The sequence below is a fragment of the Streptomyces sp. GS7 genome, assembly GCF_009834125.1.
Classification (GTDB): Bacteria; Actinomycetota; Actinomycetes; order Streptomycetales; family Streptomycetaceae; genus Streptomyces.
The window spans coordinates 2,236,903-2,253,297 of the sequence record NZ_CP047146.1 but is presented as its reverse complement, the minus strand read 5'-3'; the positions used below and the strand labels follow the sequence as shown (position 1 = coordinate 2,253,297).

Here is a 16,395-nt window from a genome sequence, read left to right as displayed (position 1 = left end):
GTCGGGGTCGGCCCGGGGGAAATCCGGTCGGCCCTTGTCGGCGCCTCCCCTTACACTGGGCGAAGCGAAAGGCATTGATGGGACGAGTAGCGTCATACGCAGCCTCAAGCGACCCGGGGACGGTGCGAGCCCGGGGGCGTGCATGACGTGAAGATCACCCCGGAGCCGCCGGAAGAAAGCTTGGGACAGTGGGCTCCGCCCACGGGCCGTGGACCGTCCCGGGCGAGTAGACCCGGCAGCGCGACCCCAATGAGGGGGCGGTGCAGCCGCACCGCCAAGGAGGGTGGTACCGCGGGAGCCAGGGCTCTCGTCCCTCCGGACGGAGAACGCAGCAGCTGTCCGCCGGAGGAAGCCCGATGAGTCCGCAACCCCAGTACCGCCAGGTACCCGCCCAGGTAGACCTGCCCGCCCTTGAGCACGCGGTGCTCGACTTCTGGCGGGAGCAGAAGGTGTTCGCCCGCACCCTCCAGCAGTCCGAGGGCCGCCCCGAGTGGGTCTTCTACGAGGGCCCCCCGACGGCCAACGGCATGCCCGGCGCCCACCACATCGAGGCCCGCGTCTTCAAGGACGTCTTCCCCCGGTTCCGCACGATGCAGGGCTATCACGTCGACCGCAAGGCCGGCTGGGACTGCCACGGCCTCCCGGTCGAGCTGGCCGTGGAGAAGGAGCTGGGCTTCAACGGCAAGAAGGACATCGAGGCGTACGGCATCGCCGAGTTCAACGCCAAGTGCCGCGAGTCGGTGACCCGGCACACCGACGCCTTCGCCGAGCTGACGACGCGGATGGGCTACTGGACCGACCTGGACGATCCGTACCGCACCATGGACCCCGACTACATCGAGTCGGTCTGGTGGTCGCTGAAGGAGATCTTCACCAAGGGCCTGCTGGTCCAGGACCACCGCGTCGCCCCCTGGTGCCCCCGCTGCGGCACCGGCCTGTCGGACCACGAGCTGGCGCAGGGCTACGAGACGGTCGTCGACCCCTCGGTCTTCGTCCGGCTCCCGCTGACCTCCGGCCCGCTGGCCGGCCGGGCCGCCCTCCTGGTCTGGACGACCACCCCCTGGACCCTGGTCTCGAACACCGCGGTCGCCGCCCACCCCGACGTCACGTACGTCGTCGCCACCGACGGCACCGAGCACCTGGTCGTCGCCGAGCCGCTGCTGGAGAAGGCGCTGGGCGAAGGCTGGACGGCCACCGGCGAGTCGTTCACCGGCCGCGAGATGGAGCGCTGGGCCTACGAGCGCCCCTTCCGGCTCGTCGACCTCGACGGCGCCAACTTCGTCGTCAACGCCGAGTACGTCACCACCGACGACGGCACCGGCCTGGTACACCAGGCCCCCGCCTTCGGTGAGGACGACCTCAGGACCTGCCGCGCCTACGGCCTCCCGGTGGTCAACCCGGTCCGCCCGGACGGCACCTTCGAGGAGCAACTGCCGCTCGTCGGCGGCCAGTTCTTCAAGAAGGCCGACGAGGCGCTGGTCGCCGACCTCGACGCCCGCGGCCTGCTCTTCCGCCACGTCGCCTACGAGCACAGCTACCCGCACTGCTGGCGCTGCCACACCGCGCTCCTCTACTACGCACAGCCGTCCTGGTACATCCGCACCACCGCGGTCAAGGACGCCCTCCTGCGGGAGAACGAGAACACCAACTGGTTCCCGGAGTCCGTCAAGCACGGCCGGTTCGGCGACTGGCTCAACAACAACATCGACTGGGCGCTGTCCCGCAACCGCTACTGGGGCACCCCGCTGCCCATCTGGCGCTGCGAGGAGGGCCACCTCACCTGCGTCGGCTCGCTCACCGAGCTGTCCGAGCTGACCGGCACCGACCAGTCCGGCCTGGACCCGCACCGCCCGTTCATCGACGAGGTCACCTTCACCTGCACCGACGACGGCTGCGCGCTCACCGCCACCCGCGTCCCCGAGGTCATCGACGCCTGGTACGACTCGGGCTCGATGCCGTTCGCGCAGTGGGGCTACCCGTACCGCAACAAGGAGCTCTTCGAGAAGCGGTACCCGGCGCAGTTCATCTCCGAGGCCATCGACCAGACCCGCGGCTGGTTCTACACGCTGATGGCCGTCGGCACGCTCGTCTTCGACAAGTCGTCGTACGAGAACGTGGTCTGCCTCGGCCACATCCTCGCCGAGGACGGCCGGAAGATGTCCAAGCACCTGGGCAACATCCTCCAGCCGATCCCGCTCATGGACCAGCACGGCGCCGACGCGGTCCGCTGGTTCATGGCTGCCGGCGGCTCGCCGTGGTCGGCCCGCCGGGTGGGCCACAACACCATCCAGGAAGTCGTCCGCAAGACCCTGCTGACGTACTGGAACACCGTCGCCTTCCAGGCGCTGTACGCCCGCACCTCCAACTGGGCGCCGTCCGCGGCCGATCCGGCTCCGGCCGACCGCCCGCTGCTGGACCGCTGGCTGCTCGGCGAGCTGAACACCCTGGTCGAGGGGGTGACCGACGCCCTGGAGGGCTTCGACACCCAGCGCGCCGGCAAGCTGCTCTCCGCCTTCGTCGACGATCTCTCCAACTGGTACGTGCGCCGCTCCCGCCGCCGCTTCTGGCAGGGCGACCCGGCCGCGCTGCGCACCCTCCACGAGGTCGTCGAGACGGTGACGCGCCTGATGGCCCCGCTCACCCCGTTCATCACCGAGCGGGTCTGGCAGGACCTGGTCGTCCCGGTCACCCCGGACGCCCCCGAATCGGTCCACCTCGCCTCCTGGCCGGTCGCCGACAAGGCGGCCGTCGACCCGGCGCTCTCCGATCGGATGCAGCTGGTGCGCCGGCTGGTCGAACTGGGCCGCGCCACCCGCGCCGAGTCCGGGGTGAAGACCCGCCAGCCGCTCTCCCGCGCGCTGGTCGGCGCCCACGGCTTCGCGGACCTCTCCGAGGACCTGCGCGCCCAGATCGCCGAGGAGCTGAACGTCAGCTCGCTGGCGTCGCTGTCCGAGGTGGGCGGCTCCCTGGTGGACACCACCGCCAAGGCCAACTTCCGTGCCCTGGGCAAGCGGTTCGGCAAGGGCGTCCAGGCGGTCGCCAAGGCCGTCGCCGGGGCGGACGCCGCGGCCCTGTCGCGCGCGCTGCGCGCGGGCACGGCGAGCGTGGAGGTCGACGGCGAGACCGTCAGCCTCGCCCCTGACGAGGTCATCATCACCGAGACCCCGCGCGAGGGCTGGTCGGTGGCCTCCGACTCGGGCGCCACGGTCGCCCTCGACCTGGAGATCACCCCGGAGCTGCGCCGTGCGGGCCTGGCCCGGGACGCGATCCGGCTGATCCAGGAGGCCCGCAAGAACAGCGGCCTGGACGTCGCCGACCGGATCGCGCTGCGCTGGCTGACCGCCGACGACGACGTGCGCACGGCGCTGGCCGACCACGCCGCCCTCATCGCCGACGAGGTGCTGGCCACCGACTTCGCCGCCGGTGAGCCGGACGCGTCGTACGGCCCGGCCTTCACCGACGAGTCGCTGTCCCTGACGTTCCACCTCCGCAAGGCGTAACGCAGCACACCCGGGCTCCGGCCCGCACCGAATGCCCCGGCGCACTCCGCGCCGGGGCATTCGCTCTTGTCCGCCCCCCGCGCACCACCGCCGCGCCCCCCACATGCGCGACCGCACCGCACCGGACCTGCGCCGCACCGACGGCACGAAACAGGGCCGGGCCCCGAGGAGAGATCCTCGGGGCCCGGCCCTGATTGCCGACTACGCGTGCCGCTCGGGCGTCAGTTGTCGTCCTCGTCGATGAGGAAGCCGCGCATCGGCGACGGCGTCTGCTGCATCGGCGACGGGCCCTGCGGCCGCACCGGTGCCATCGGCTGGGTCATCGCCGGCGACATCTGCTGCTGCCCGCCGTAGGACGGACCGCCGCTGGACGGGCCGCCCATCGAGTGGTTGCCGCCCAGGGACTGGCCGCCACCCATGGTGTGGTTGCCGCCCATGGTGCCCGCACCGGCCGACGCCATCGACGGGGACGGCGGCAGCGAAGCGGCCGCCGGAGTCCGCGGCGGAGCCAGCGAGTCGTCGGCCTGGTTCTCCAGCTGGCGCAGCTGGCTCTCCAGGTACGACTTCAGGCGGGTGCGGTACTCGCGCTCGAAGCCGCGCAGGTCCTCGACCTTGCGCTCCAGCGTCGCGCGGGCCGACTCCAGCGACCCCATCGCCACGCGGTGCTTCTCCTGCGCGTCCCGCTCCAGCGCGTCGGCCTTGGCGCGGGCGTCCCGCTCCAGGCCCTCGGCACGGCTGCGCGCCTCGCCGACGATCTTGTTGGCCTCGGAACGGGCCTCCGCGATCGCCTGGTCGGCGGTCTGCTGCGCCAGCGACAGCACGCGCGCCGCGCTGTCACCGCCGGGGCCGCCCTGCTGCGGGGCCGCCTGCGGCAGCTGCTGCGGTCCGCCGGGGCCGCCCAGCGGGCCACCCATCGGACCGTTGGGGCCCATCGGACCAGGACCGTGCGGGCCCTGCGGGCCGTGGCCACCGGGACCGGGCGGCAGCTGCGGTGCACCACCGGGCAGTTGGGGCGGGCCACCCATCCCCTGCTGCTGCGGCGGGACCGGCTGCGGACCGGATATGGCGGCGGGCACAGGAGCCCCCGGCCTCTGCTGCTGCTCCTGCTGCTGGTCGGGACCCTTGCGCAGACCCTGCTGCTGGTTCTGCGCGGCGGCACGAGTGGCGGCGGCCAGCTTGGCGCGCAGGTCCTCGTTCTCCCGCAGCAGGCGGGTCAGTTCGGCTTCGACCTCATCGAGGAAGGCATCGACCTCGTCCTCGTCATAGCCTTCTCGGAGGCGGACGGTCGTGAACTGCTTGTTCCGCACGTCCTCGGGGGTCAACGGCATCTCTACTTCACCTCAACGTAGTCGTCGGCAATCGGCAAGACCGTATCGTTCACACCAACAACACCGACCTCACGACGGTGATCAGGATGTAGACGATGATCATCAATACGAAGAAGGACAGGTCGAGCGCCACGCCCCCGAGACGCAGCGGCGGAATGACCCGCCGCAGAAGCTTGAGTGGCGGATCGGTGACAGTGTAGGTGGCCTCAAGAATCACCACCATCGCCTTGCCGGGTTGCCATGAACGGGCGAACTGGAAGACATAGTCCATCACCAGCCGGAAGATCAGCACGATCAGGAAGCAGTACAGCGCGATATAGATCACCTGACCAGCGATACTCATCTCGCGCGTCCCTCTCCCCTTGCTCCTGTGCCGACCCTATGGCCTTGGTGTGCCCGGTGGTGCGTCTCAGCTCTGGTTGAAGAACCCGCCCTCTGCGATACGGGCCTTGTCCTCCGCCGTGACATCGACGTTAGCAGGCGACAACAGGAACACCTTCTGCGTCACCCGCTCAATGCTGCCGTGCAGTCCGAAGACCAGACCGGCCGCAAAGTCGACAAGTCGCTTCGCGTCGGTGTCGTCCATCTCCGTGAGATTCATGATCACCGGAGTGCCCTCACGGAAGTGTTCCCCGATGGTACGGGCTTCGTTGTAGGTCCGGGGGTGCAGTGTGGTGATGCGGTACGGCTCCCGCTCGGACACAACCTTGGGCATGATCACCGGTGCGTTCTTCTCCAGATTCGGACGGTCGGGTGTGATGGATGCCACGGGGGCGATACGCGCGGGTCGTCCGCTTTCCGCGGCGAGCGGAGCGGGTTCACGCTGCGCAGGAGGCGTGGCGGCGCGGACCGGTTCCTCCCGTTCCGGGCGCGTTTCGGCGGGTACTTGATGCTGTTGCCGTCGCCCCCGTTCGGGCTCCGGGTCAAGCTCGGGCTCGAACTCGTCGTCGGGGTCGAACCCCCGGCCGTCGTACCCATCGTCCTCCACGAGGCCGAGGTAGACCGCCATCTTGCGCATCGCGCCGGCCATTCTCTGCGTCCTCCGCTCTGTGGTGGATCGGCTCCGTAACCGGGGGCCTTGGATCCACGCGGCCTACCCGCTTTTTGCGGGAATGACCATATTTTGTGCTGTGGTCCGACTTGCTTGGCGACGTTACCCGAGCCGTGGTCGGACTCCGAGTACCGCAGTGCCGACGCGCACATGTGTCGCTCCGGCCGCAACGGCGTCCTCGAGGTCCGCACTCATACCTGCTGACACCATGTTGGCAGCAGGATGGGTCGCGCGCAGGTCGGATGAGATTTCCACCAACCGCTCGAAAGCGGCGAGTTGGCGTCCGGCATACGGGCCGGCCAGCGGTGCGACCGTCATCACACCGTCCAGCCGCAGCCCTTGGGCCGCCGCGATCGCGTCGCCGAGTTCGGCCACGCCCTCCGGTGGCACACCGCCGCGATCGGCGGTGTCCCGTCTCGCCCGGCCGGGCTCGGCGTCAAGTGCCACCTGGATCAGACAGCCCAGCTCCCGCTCGGCGCGCACCGCCTCCCGGGACAGCGCGGTGACGAGCCGGAGCCGGTCGATCGATTGGATAATCCCGGCATAACGGGCGACGGACCGCACTTTATTGGTCTGCAATTGACCAACAAAGTGCCAAGTCAGCGGCAAATCAGCACATTCGGCTGCTTTGCCTGCCGCCTCCTGATCGCGGTTTTCCGCGACCTGACGCACCCCCAGCTCCGCGAGCAGCCGGACGTCGCTCGCAGGATAGGTCTTGGTGACGACGATCAGCGTCACCTCGTCTCGCGGCCGACCGGCCTTGGCGCAGGCTGTGGAGATACGATCCTCCAGCCGCGCCAGGTTGTCGGCCAGCTGCGTTCTCCGGTCGTCCGTCACAGCGCAGCCCCTCCCGGCTTCGGGCCGGGGCCGTCCCCGAGCCAGACGTAGCTCGCGAGCCGCCCCGTCGTACGGTCCCGCCGATAAGAGAAGTGGTCCGCCGACTCCCGGGTGCAGATGTGGGAATCCTCACGCAACCGCACGCCGGCGGCGGCGAGTTGGGCCCGGACGCCCGCGGTGACGTCCACCGACGGGGTCCCCCAGCTGGTCGTCGACCACGCCTCCGGGACCACCGAGGCGACCTCCGCGCGCATCGCCTCCGGTACCTCGTAACAGCGCCCGCAGACCGCGGGCCCGGTGTAGGCGAGGATCCGGGACGGCTCGGCGCCCAGCCCTACCATCGCGGCGACGGCCGCCGGGACGACCCCGGCGACCAGGCCCGGCCGGCCGGCGTGCGCGGCGCCCGCGACCCCGGCGACCGGGTCGGCGAGCAGGACCGGTGTGCAGTCGGCGGTCAGCACGGCCAGCGCGAGGCCCCGACGCGCGGTCACCACCGCGTCCACGCACGGGATGTCGGCGTCCCGCCAGGGTCCGTCGACCACCGCCACGTCCCGGCCGTGAACCTGGTTCATCCAGACCACCGCGGCCGGGTCGAGGCCGAGTTCCCTCGCGGCGAGTGCGCGGTTGGCGCCGACCGCCGCGGGGTCGTCGCCGACCGCGCCGCCCAGATTGAGCTGCTCATACGGAGCGGCGCTCACCCCGCCCCACCTGTCGGTGAAGGCGAAGTGCGCGCCGCTCTCGTGGTGCTGTTGCCCTATCACTTCGGTGCTTCGGTCACTTCAGGAAGTCGGGGACGTCCAGTTCCTCGGCCGCGGAGTCCGAGTACGACGGACGGGCCGGAGGAACCGAGGGACCGCCGGCCGGCGAGGCCGTAACCTCGCCCAGCGACGAGGTCTCGGAGGTGACCGGGGCCTCGTCCCGTACGGGCGGGACCGCGCCGAGACCACCGAAGGCCGCCGGACGCGGCTCGGCCGGGGGCGCGGCCGGACGGCTGGGGGCCGGTGCGGGCTCCTCGCGCTTCGGGGCCGGCATCGCGGCCTGCTGCGCGTCGCGGCGGGCCGGCGGCTGACCGCCGTCGAAGCCCGCGGCGATGACGGTGACCCGGACCTCGTCGCCCAGCGCGTCGTCGATGACCGCGCCGAAGATGATGTTGGCTTCCGGGTGCGCCGCCTCGCTGACCAGTTGCGCCGCCTCGTTGATCTCGAAGAGCCCGAGGTCGGAGCCGCCGGAGATGGAGAGCAGCACACCGCGGGCGCCGTCGATCGACGCCTCCAGGAGCGGCGAGGAGATCGCCATCTCCGCGGCGGCCACCGCGCGGTCGTCGCCGCGCGCCGAGCCGATGCCCATGAGCGCCGAGCCGGCCTCCGACATCACGGACTTGACGTCGGCGAAGTCGAGGTTGATCAGGCCCGGGGTCGTGATCAGGTCGGTGATGCCCTGGACACCCGACAGCAGCACCTGGTCCGCGGACTTGAACGCGTCGAGCACGCTCACCTGACGGTCCGAGATGGACAGGAGCCGGTCGTTGGGGATCACGATGAGGGTGTCGACCTCTTCACGGAGGCTGGCGATGCCGTCCTCCGCCTGGTTGGCGCGACGGCGCCCCTCGAAGGTGAACGGCCGGGTGACCACACCGATCGTCAGGGCCCCCAGCGAGCGGGCGATGTTGGCGACGACCGGGGCACCGCCGGTGCCGGTGCCGCCGCCCTCGCCCGCGGTCACGAAGACCATGTCGGCCCCCTTGAGGACCTCCTCGATCTCCTCGCGGTGGTCCTCGGCCGCCTTGCGGCCCACGTCCGGATTGGCGCCGGCGCCGAGTCCGCGGGTCATTTCGCGGCCGACGTCGAGCTTGACGTCGGCGTCGCTCATCAGCAACGCCTGCGCGTCGGTGTTGATCGCGATGAACTCGACGCCCTTGAGCCCGACCTCGATCATCCGGTTGATGGCGTTCACGCCACCGCCGCCGATGCCGACGACCTTGATGACTGCGAGGTAGTTCTGCGGTGCTGCCACGTCGAAGGCCTCTCGCCTCGATTTACGTGTCGTCGCCGCACATTGCGTGTGGACGCCGACTGATGCCGAAGGGACGGTCCGTTTTGCCGAGCCGAACCCTAACCCTGAAGTTTAGGGTTACTGTGCCTGCGTTCCTGGTTCCCTGGTCCCTTTGGAACGAGACACTAAGTCGACAAGGCGCGCGCGTTCAACGAACACGCCGAACCTCCCGTTTTTCTTTTCACCCTATGTGATCACCCATAGTCGTAGCCATCCAGGGTGCTGGCCTGCGGCTACGTACGTCAACTCCCCGACACCGCAGGGGCGCTGGGAACCGAGATGTCGAAGTGGCGCGCGTCACGTGCCGCTTTCAGCAGCGCGGCCAGCACCTTCGCCTTCTCGGCACCCTCGTCGGGACTGCCCCACATCACCGTGCGGCCGTCTGCGAGTTCGACGGTCACGGAATCGTACGACCTCACGCGGAGCTGGCGGACACCCTTGCGCACGGCCGCCGGGAGCTCCCGGGCGACGCCGACCGCGGCACGCAGCAATCGGTCCGTTCCGAACCGGTGCAGGCTCGGGGAGTCGGAAGCGGTCATTTCCAGAAGCGGAACACCCTTGAGCGCGGTGCTCACGGTGGCGAAACGAACGCCCTCGCCGTCCACTTCCACAAACTTTCCGTCCGTTTGCAGCAGCAGTTCCGGGGTCCTTTCGGTCACTTTCAGACCGAGGGTGTGCGGCCAGGAACGGCTGACGTCAACGGTTTTGATGCGTGGCAGCTTCGCGCGGAGCCGGCGCTCCAGCGCGCCCGTGTCCACCGAGACGAGCGGTGAATTCATCGGGGCGGCCGCCGCGGCGACGACCTCGCTCGGCGTCAGAACGTCGGTGCCGGTGGCCTCGACGCGCTCCAGGCGGACCCAGTCCGAGCCGTAGAGGGCCCAGGCGCCGAACCCGCCCAGCAGCACGGCGAGTACCGCAATGATGATCACACCGCGCCGGCCCGGCCGGCGCAGCCCCAGGCGCGGCAACCGGAAGCGCCCGAAACGCGACGGCGGAGAAGCGGGCGGGCCGGACGCTGACTTCTTCTCGCCGCGCCTGGCGGTGGTCGGTCCGGCCACGCTCTCCGCCTTCTCTCGTTCGCTACTTGTTGCGCCGCTCGATCGCCTCGTACACCATGCCGACCAGCAGCTCGTCGGCGTCCCTGCGGCCGAACTCCGAGGCCGCGCGGGACATCTCGTACAGCCGGTGCGGATCGGCCAGGACCGGGAGCACGTTGCCCTGCACCCACTCCGGGGTCAGCTGGGCGTCGTCGACCAGCAGGCCCCCGCCGGCGTTGACCAGCGGCTGGGCGTTGAGCCGCTGCTCGCCGTTGCCGATGGGCAGCGGGACGAAGGCGGCCGGGAGCCCGACGGCGGACAACTCGGCGACGGTCATCGCGCCCGCGCGGCAGAGCATCATGTCGGCCGCGGCGTACGCGAGATCCATCCGGTCCACGTACGGTACCGGGACATAGGGGGGCATCCCGGGCATGTTGTCCACGTGCGGCAGTTCGTTCTTCGGGCCGACCGCGTGCAGCACCTGGATGCCGGAGCGCTGGAGCGCCGGGACCGCGGCCTGGATGACCTCGTTGAGCCGGCGGGCGCCCTGGGAACCGCCGGAGACCAGCAGGGTCGGGAGGTTGGGGTCCAGGCCGAAGGCGGCGCGCGCCTCGGGGCGGACCGCGGCCCGGTCCAGGGTCGCGATGGTGCGGCGCAACGGGATCCCGACGTAGCGGGCTCCGCGCAGCTTGCTGTCGGGGGTGCTGACGGCGACGAAGGTGGCGTACCGCGAGCCGATCTTGTTGGCCAGGCCGGGGCGGGCGTTGGCCTCGTGCACGACGATCGGCACCCCGAGCCGCTTGGCGGCCAGATAGCCGGGCAGCGCCACGTAGCCGCCGAAGCCGACGACGCAGTCCGCCTTGGTGCGCTCCAGGATCTGCTCGGCGGCCTTGATCGTGCCGCGCAGCCGCCCGGGGACGGTGATCAGTTCGGGGGTGGGCTTACGGGGCAGCGGTACCGCCGGGATCAGGCCGAGCTCGTAGCCGCGCTCGGGGACGAGGCGGGTCTCCAGGCCCTTCTCCGTGCCGAGTGCCGTGATCCCCACGGTGGGGTCCTGCCTGCGCAGGGCGTCCGCGAGGGCGAGCGCGGGCTCGATGTGGCCGGCGGTCCCCCCACCGGCGAGTACGACATGCACCGAAATTCACCGCTCTCCGGACGGCCGCTTCTTGAGCCGCCGTCTCATCGTCTTCCATCTCAGCCCGGCCGGTCTTCTGCCGAAAACCGGCTTCCGCCTCGCCAGCGCGGCCAGTGTCGCCCGCGCGGCGGGCTCGTCACGCGCGAAGGCGATCAGCAGCCCGACGGCGAACATCGTCGGCAGCAGGGCGGAGCCCCCGTAGGAGAACAGCGGGAGCGGAACACCGGCGATCGGCAACAGGCCGAGCACCGCACCCATGTTGATCACGGCCTGGGCCATGATCCAGGTGGTCACGCCTCCCGCTGCGTACCGTACGAAGGGGTCCTCCGTGCGTCCGGCCACGCGGATACCCGCATAGCCTAGAGCCGCGAAGAGGGCGAGCACCGACAGCGTCCCCGCCAGGCCCAGTTCCTCCCCGGTGATGGCGAAGATGAAGTCGGTGTGCGGTTCAGGGAGTTCTCCCCATTTTTCCATACTCGCCCCGAGCCCGGAACCGAAGAGCCCGCCGGAGGCCAGCGCGTAGATGCCGTGGACGGCCTGCCAGCACTGGTCGCCGGGGCCCGGATCGGTGGCGGCGATGCAGGCGAGCCGGGACATCCGGTGCGCGCTCGTCTTGATCAGCAGCGCGCCGAGCACGGTCGCGGCGCCCAGCACCCCCGAGAACAGCCGCGTCGGGGCGCCGGCCAGCCACAGCAGTCCGAAGAGGATCGCGGTGAGGATGATCGTGGTGCCCATGTCCCCGCCGAGCATGATCAGCCCGAGCAGGAGAAAGGTCACCGGCGTCAGCGGAACCAGCAGGTGCTTCCACTGCGTCAGGAGTTTCTTCTCCTGTTTGCGGGCCAGCAGGTCCGCGGCCCACAGGACCAGCGCGATCTTGGCGAACTCGCTCGGTTGCATCTGGAAAGGGCCGCCGAGGCTGATCCAGTTCTGGTTGCCGTTGACCGCTACCCCGATGCCCGGAATCTGCACCATGCCCAGCAGGAACACCGAGCCGGCGAGCAGCGGGTAGGCGAGCGCCCGGTGCCGCCGGACCGGCATACGGGCGCCGAGCAGCATGAGCCCGCCGCCGAGGACGGCCGCCAGCAGCTGTTTGCGGAAGAAGTACGACGGCGCCAGACCGGACTGGAGGGCCTTGATCTGCGACGCCGAGTAGACCATCACCAGTCCGAGGACGGTGATCAGCAGGCTGCCGCCGAGGATGAGGTAGTAGGCGGTCAGCGGGCGGTCCCAGGCCCGCCGTGCGCGGGCGTAGAGCCCGCGCGGGCCGCCGGGGGTCCGGCTGCCGCGCGGCGGGCGCACCGTCGCGGGGGTCCGGCGTACCGGGCGCGACTGCGCCGGTCTCGCCGATCGGGCGGTCATCCTCGTCCCCTCCACGGGTGCGCTCGCCGCCGGCAGCGACGGCAGCGGGGAGAAACGTCTAGTGACCGTTGGCGGCCAGTTCGCCCACCGCGTCGGCGAAGGCGTCACCCCGCTTGTTGTAATTGACGAACATGTCCATCGAGGCGCAGGCCGGCGCCAGCAGCACCGTGTCGCCGGTCTCGGCCAGCCGGGTCGCTTCCCGTACGGCCTCGGACATCGCCCCAGTGTCGGTCCGGTCGAGGTCGACCACCGGGACATCAGGGGCGTGTCGCACCAGGGCTTCGCGAATCAGCGCCCGGTCGGCGCCGATGAGGACCACTGCGCGCAGCCGCTCGGCGGACTTGCGCACCAGCTCGTCGAAGGTCGCGCCCTTGGCCAGTCCGCCGGCGATCCACACGATGTGCTCGTACGCCGCCAACGACGCCTCGGCGGCGTGGGTGTTGGTGGCCTTGGAGTCGTCGATGTAGGTGACGCCGGCGATGTCCGCGATGTGCTGGATGCGGTGCGCGTCCGGGTGGAAGGCACGCAGCCCGTCGCGTACCGCGGTGGCCGGGACGCCGAAGGCGCGGGCCAGCGCCGCGGCGGCGAGGGCGTTGGCGATGTTGTGCGGGGCCGCGGGCGTGATGTCCGAGACCTCGGCGAGTTCCTGCGCCTGCCGGTGCCGGTCCTCGACGAAGGCGCGGTCGACGAGGATGCCCTCGACGACGCCCAGTTGGGAGGGGCCCGGGGCGCCGAGGGTGAAGCCGATCGCGCGGCAGCCCTCCTCGACGTCGGCGGCCCGGACCAGGTCCTCGGTCACCGGGTCGGCGACGTTGTAGACGCAGGCGACGGTGTTGCCCTCGTAGATCCGGCCCTTGGCGGCGGCGTACGCCTCCATGGAGCCGTGCCAGTCCAGGTGGTCCGGGGCGAGGTTGAGGACGGCCGCGGAGTGCGCCCGTACGGAGGGTGCCCAGTGCAGCTGGTAGCTGGAGAGCTCGACGGCGAGGACGTCGTAGGACGTGGCGTCCTCCCGGCCCTCGCCGAGCACCACGTCGACGAGCGGGACGCCGATGTTGCCGACGGCGGCGGTCCGCAGACCGGCCGCCTTCAGGATCGAGGCCAGCATCTGGACGGTGGTGGTCTTGCCGTTGGTGCCGGTGACCGCCAGCCAGGGCGCGGCTTTCCTGCCGTCCCGTCCGCGCAGCCGCCAGGCCAGTTCGACATCGCCCCATACCGGGACGCCTGCCTGCTCGGCCGCCAGGAAGAGCGGGCTGGTCGGCTTCCACCCGGGGGTGGTGACGACCAGTTCGGTGCCCTCGGGGAGGGTGTCCCCGTCGCCCAGCCGGACGGTCACGCCCGCCCGTCGCCCACCACCACCCTCCCTGGAGGCGCTTCGCGCCGCAGCCCATTGCTCCAGCTCGGCCGCCTGGGCCCGTTCGCGCTCGCCGTCGCTGCTGTTGACGACGGTGACGCGGGCGCCGAGGCCGGCCAGGGCGCGGGCGGCGGGGACGCCGCTCACGCCGAGACCGGCCACGGTGATGTGCATCCCCGCGAAGTCGGGGGAGTGCTGCGGCTCGTTCCCGGTCACTTCGACGCCTGCCAGCCGCCGTAGAAGATGCCCAGGCCGACGATCACGCACATGCCCTGGATGATCCAGAACCGGACCACCACAAGGACTTCGGACCACCCCTTCAGTTCGAAGTGGTGCTGTAGTGGCGCCATGCGGAAGACCCGCTTGCCGGTGAGCCGGAAGGATCCGACCTGGATGACCACGGACATGGTGATCAGGACGAACAGGCCGCCGAGGACGGCCAGCAGCATCTCCGTGCGGGAGCAGATCGCCAGACCGGCGAGCGCGCCGCCCAGGGCCAGCGAGCCGGTGTCGCCCATGAAGATCTTGGCGGGTGAGGTGTTCCACCACAGGAAGCCGAAGCAGGCTCCCATCAGGGCGGAGGCGACGACCGCGAGGTCGAGGGGATCTCGCACTTCGTAGCAGCCGGGTCCCGCGGTGATCAGGTTGGCGCAGGACTCCTGGTGCTGCCAGATGCCGATGAAGGTGTACGCGCCGAAGACCATCACCGAGGCGCCGGTGGCCAGGCCGTCGAGGCCGTCGGTGAGGTTCACGCCGTTGGACATCGCCAGGATCATGAACAGCGCCCAGAGGACGAAGAGCACCGGGCCGATCTGCCAGCCGAAGTCCTGGGTGAAGGAGAGCCGGTCCGAGGCGGGGGTCTGGCCGCGGAGGTCGGCGAACTGGAGCGAGAGCACCGCGAAGGCGATGCCGACGATCAGCTGGCCGGCCATCTTCGCCTTCGCCCGCAGGCCCAGCGAGCGCTGCTTGACGATCTTGATGTAGTCGTCGAGGAAGCCGACCAGGCCCATACCGGCGAAGAGGAAGAGCACCAGCACGCCGGAGAAGGTCGGATCGCTGGAGGTGATCACCTTCGTGACGACGTACGCGATGATCGTGGCCAGGATGAAGGAGATGCCGCCCATGGTGGGCGTGCCCTTCTTGCTGCCGTGGGTGCGGGGGCCGTCATCGCGGATGAACTGCCCGTACCCCTTCCTGGCCAGCAGCTTGATCAGCAGGGGGGTGCCGATCAGGGTCAGGAAGAGCCCGATCATTCCGGAGAAGAGGATCTGCTTCATCGAGTTCATCGGGACGCGGCTCCGCCCTCAGCGCCGGACACGCCCTCGTCGGCCAGCAATGCCGCGGCCACCCGCTCCAGGCCCACCGACCTGGACGCCTTCACCAGCACGACGTCTCCCGGTCGCAGCTCCCTGCGCAACAGGTCGACCGCCGCCCGCGTGTCGGACACGTGCACCGACTCCTCACCCCACGAACCCTCGTTCTTGGCGCCCATGTCGAGCCAGGCCGCTTCCCTGCCGCCGACCGCCACGAGCTTGCTGACGTTGAGCCGGACGACCAGCCGCCCGACCGCGTCGTGTTCGGCGAGTGACTCCCCGCCCAGCTCGGCCATCTCACCGAGCACCGCCCACGTACGAGCTCCCTGTGCCTTGCCGGCGGCGCCCATGGCGACCAGCGCACGCAGCGCCGCTCGCATGGACTCGGGGTTCGCGTTGTAGGCGTCGTTGACGACCGTCACGCCGTCCGCGCGCTCGGTGACCTCCATCCGCCAGCGGGAGAGCGTGCCGGCTTCGGAGAGCGCGGTGGCGATCTCGTCTACGGGCATGCCCAACTCGTGGGCGACGGCGGCCGCGGCGAGCGCGTTCGACACGTGGTGCTCACCGTACAGCCGCATGGTCACATCGCTGCACCCGGAGGGTGTGTGAAGCGTGAAGGAGGGCTGTCCGAGGCCGTTGAGCCGGACATTCGCGGCACGTACGGCGGCGTCCTCGGCCTCGCCGAAGAGGACCGTACGGGCCTTCGTACGGGAGGCCATGGCACGGACGTACGGATCGTCGGCGTTGAGCACCGCCACACCGCCGTCCTCGGCCGCGGGCAGCGCCTCGACGAGTTCGCCCTTCGCCTCGGCGATCTGCTCACGGCCCCCGAACTCGCCGATGTGCGCGGTGCCGACGTTGAGGACCACGCCGACCCGGGGCGGGGTCAGCTCGGCGAGGTAGCGGATGTGGCCGACGCCGCGGGCACCCATCTCCAGGACGAGATGACGGGTGGCGGCATCGGCGCGGAGCGCGGTCAGGGGCAGCCCGATCTCGTTGTTGAGGTTGCCTTCCGGCCACACGGTGGGGCCGTGCCGCTGGAGGAGCTGGGCGATCAGGTCCTTGGTGCTGGTCTTGCCGGCGGAGCCGGTGAGACCGACGACGGTGGTGCCCAGCCGCTCGACGACGGCGCGGGCCAGGGCGCCGAGAGCTGCGACGACGTCGTCGACGACGATCGCCGGGACGCCGACCGGGCGGGCGGCGAGCACCGCCGCGGCGCCGGCCTCCACCGCGCCGGCGGCGAAGTCGTGGCCGTCGACGCGCTCACCGGCGAAGGCCACGAACAGGCCACCGGGGCGGACCTCACGGGAGTCCGCCACGACCGGCCCGGTGACCTCGCGGCCCGGGTCCGGTATGTCGTGCTGCTGTCCGCGGACGATGCTCGCGATCTCGGCGAGCGACAGGGAGATCACAGGTCACCCCCGGAGCCGTG

13 protein-coding genes are annotated in these 16,395 nt (G+C 70.6%); 1 reads left to right on the top strand and 12 read right to left on the bottom strand.

Annotated elements, in window-relative coordinates; all coding sequences use genetic code 11:
• Positions 1-356 precede the first annotated feature (356 nt).
• The gene (ileS, locus tag GR130_RS09695; RefSeq protein WP_159504326.1) at positions 357-3,500 is read left to right on the top strand and encodes an isoleucine--tRNA ligase; all 3,144 of its coding nucleotides are present in this window, start codon (positions 357-359) and stop codon (positions 3,498-3,500) included.
• 221 nt (positions 3,501-3,721) lie between these two features.
• Here ileS and GR130_RS09690 read toward each other — a convergent pair whose 3' ends face one another.
• From GR130_RS09690 to GR130_RS09635, 12 genes are all read right to left on the bottom strand, one after another.
• Entirely contained in the window at positions 3,722-4,828 is a 1,107-nt protein-coding gene (locus GR130_RS09690) for a DivIVA domain-containing protein (RefSeq protein WP_159504325.1), read from the bottom strand.
• Between the two features lie 49 nt (positions 4,829-4,877).
• Positions 4,878-5,171 carry a YggT family protein gene (locus GR130_RS09685; protein WP_043263943.1) on the bottom strand — a complete coding sequence of 98 codons (294 nt, stop codon included), beginning with the start codon at positions 5,169-5,171 and terminating at the stop codon, positions 4,878-4,880.
• A 66-nt stretch (positions 5,172-5,237) separates the two neighbouring features.
• Positions 5,238-5,858, bottom strand: a complete 621-nt coding sequence (locus GR130_RS09680) for a cell division protein SepF (RefSeq protein ID WP_159504324.1) — start codon at positions 5,856-5,858, stop codon at positions 5,238-5,240.
• Between the two features lie 123 nt (positions 5,859-5,981).
• A complete protein-coding gene (locus tag GR130_RS09675; RefSeq protein ID WP_159504323.1) occupies positions 5,982-6,716 on the bottom strand; it encodes a YggS family pyridoxal phosphate-dependent enzyme in 735 nt (244 codons plus the stop codon).
• The gene (gene pgeF, locus GR130_RS09670; RefSeq protein WP_159504322.1) at positions 6,713-7,477 is read right to left on the bottom strand and encodes a peptidoglycan editing factor PgeF; all 765 of its coding nucleotides are present in this window, start codon (positions 7,475-7,477) and stop codon (positions 6,713-6,715) included. The genes GR130_RS09675 and pgeF overlap by 4 nt, the downstream gene beginning before the upstream one ends.
• Before the next feature lie 13 nt (positions 7,478-7,490).
• Positions 7,491-8,729, bottom strand: a complete 1,239-nt coding sequence (gene ftsZ, locus GR130_RS09665) for a cell division protein FtsZ (protein ID WP_159504321.1) — start codon at positions 8,727-8,729, stop codon at positions 7,491-7,493.
• Between the two features lie 281 nt (positions 8,730-9,010).
• A complete protein-coding gene (locus GR130_RS09660) occupies positions 9,011-9,826 on the bottom strand; it encodes a cell division protein FtsQ/DivIB (protein WP_159504320.1) in 816 nt (271 codons plus the stop codon).
• Positions 9,827-9,848: 22 nt separating this feature from the next.
• Complete coding sequence (murG, locus tag GR130_RS09655; RefSeq protein WP_159504319.1) at positions 9,849-10,940, bottom strand: undecaprenyldiphospho-muramoylpentapeptide beta-N-acetylglucosaminyltransferase; 1,092 nt, start codon at positions 10,938-10,940, stop codon at positions 9,849-9,851.
• 6 nt (positions 10,941-10,946) lie between these two features.
• On the bottom strand, positions 10,947-12,299 hold the full coding sequence (ftsW, locus tag GR130_RS09650; RefSeq protein ID WP_159504318.1) for a putative lipid II flippase FtsW: 1,353 nt from the start codon (positions 12,297-12,299) through the stop codon (positions 10,947-10,949).
• Between the two features lie 58 nt (positions 12,300-12,357).
• Positions 12,358-13,824, bottom strand: coding sequence for a UDP-N-acetylmuramoyl-L-alanine--D-glutamate ligase (gene murD / locus GR130_RS09645; RefSeq protein ID WP_236573939.1), 1,467 nt, complete (start codon positions 13,822-13,824; stop codon positions 12,358-12,360).
• Between the two features lie 38 nt (positions 13,825-13,862).
• The gene (gene mraY / locus GR130_RS09640; protein WP_159509862.1) at positions 13,863-14,927 is read right to left on the bottom strand and encodes a phospho-N-acetylmuramoyl-pentapeptide-transferase; all 1,065 of its coding nucleotides are present in this window, start codon (positions 14,925-14,927) and stop codon (positions 13,863-13,865) included.
• Positions 14,928-14,932: 5 nt separating this feature from the next.
• Positions 14,933-16,375, bottom strand: coding sequence for a UDP-N-acetylmuramoyl-tripeptide--D-alanyl-D-alanine ligase (locus GR130_RS09635; protein WP_159504316.1), 1,443 nt, complete (start codon positions 16,373-16,375; stop codon positions 14,933-14,935).
• Positions 16,376-16,395: the final 20 nt, after the last annotated feature.

Coding starts and splice junctions, on each gene's coding strand:
- ileS (WP_159504326.1), top strand. CDS start 357: ATGAGTCCGCAACCCCAGTACCGCCAGGTACCCGCCCAGGTAGACCTG.
- GR130_RS09690 (WP_159504325.1), bottom strand. CDS start 4,828: ATGCCGTTGACCCCCGAGGACGTGCGGAACAAGCAGTTCACGACCGTC.
- GR130_RS09685 (WP_043263943.1), bottom strand. CDS start 5,171: ATGAGTATCGCTGGTCAGGTGATCTATATCGCGCTGTACTGCTTCCTG.
- GR130_RS09680 (WP_159504324.1), bottom strand. CDS start 5,858: ATGGCCGGCGCGATGCGCAAGATGGCGGTCTACCTCGGCCTCGTGGAG.
- ftsW (WP_159504318.1), bottom strand. CDS start 12,299: ATGACCGCCCGATCGGCGAGACCGGCGCAGTCGCGCCCGGTACGCCGG.
- murD (WP_236573939.1), bottom strand. CDS start 13,824: ATGCACATCACCGTGGCCGGTCTCGGCGTGAGCGGCGTCCCCGCCGCC.
- mraY (WP_159509862.1), bottom strand. CDS start 14,927: ATGAAGCAGATCCTCTTCTCCGGAATGATCGGGCTCTTCCTGACCCTG.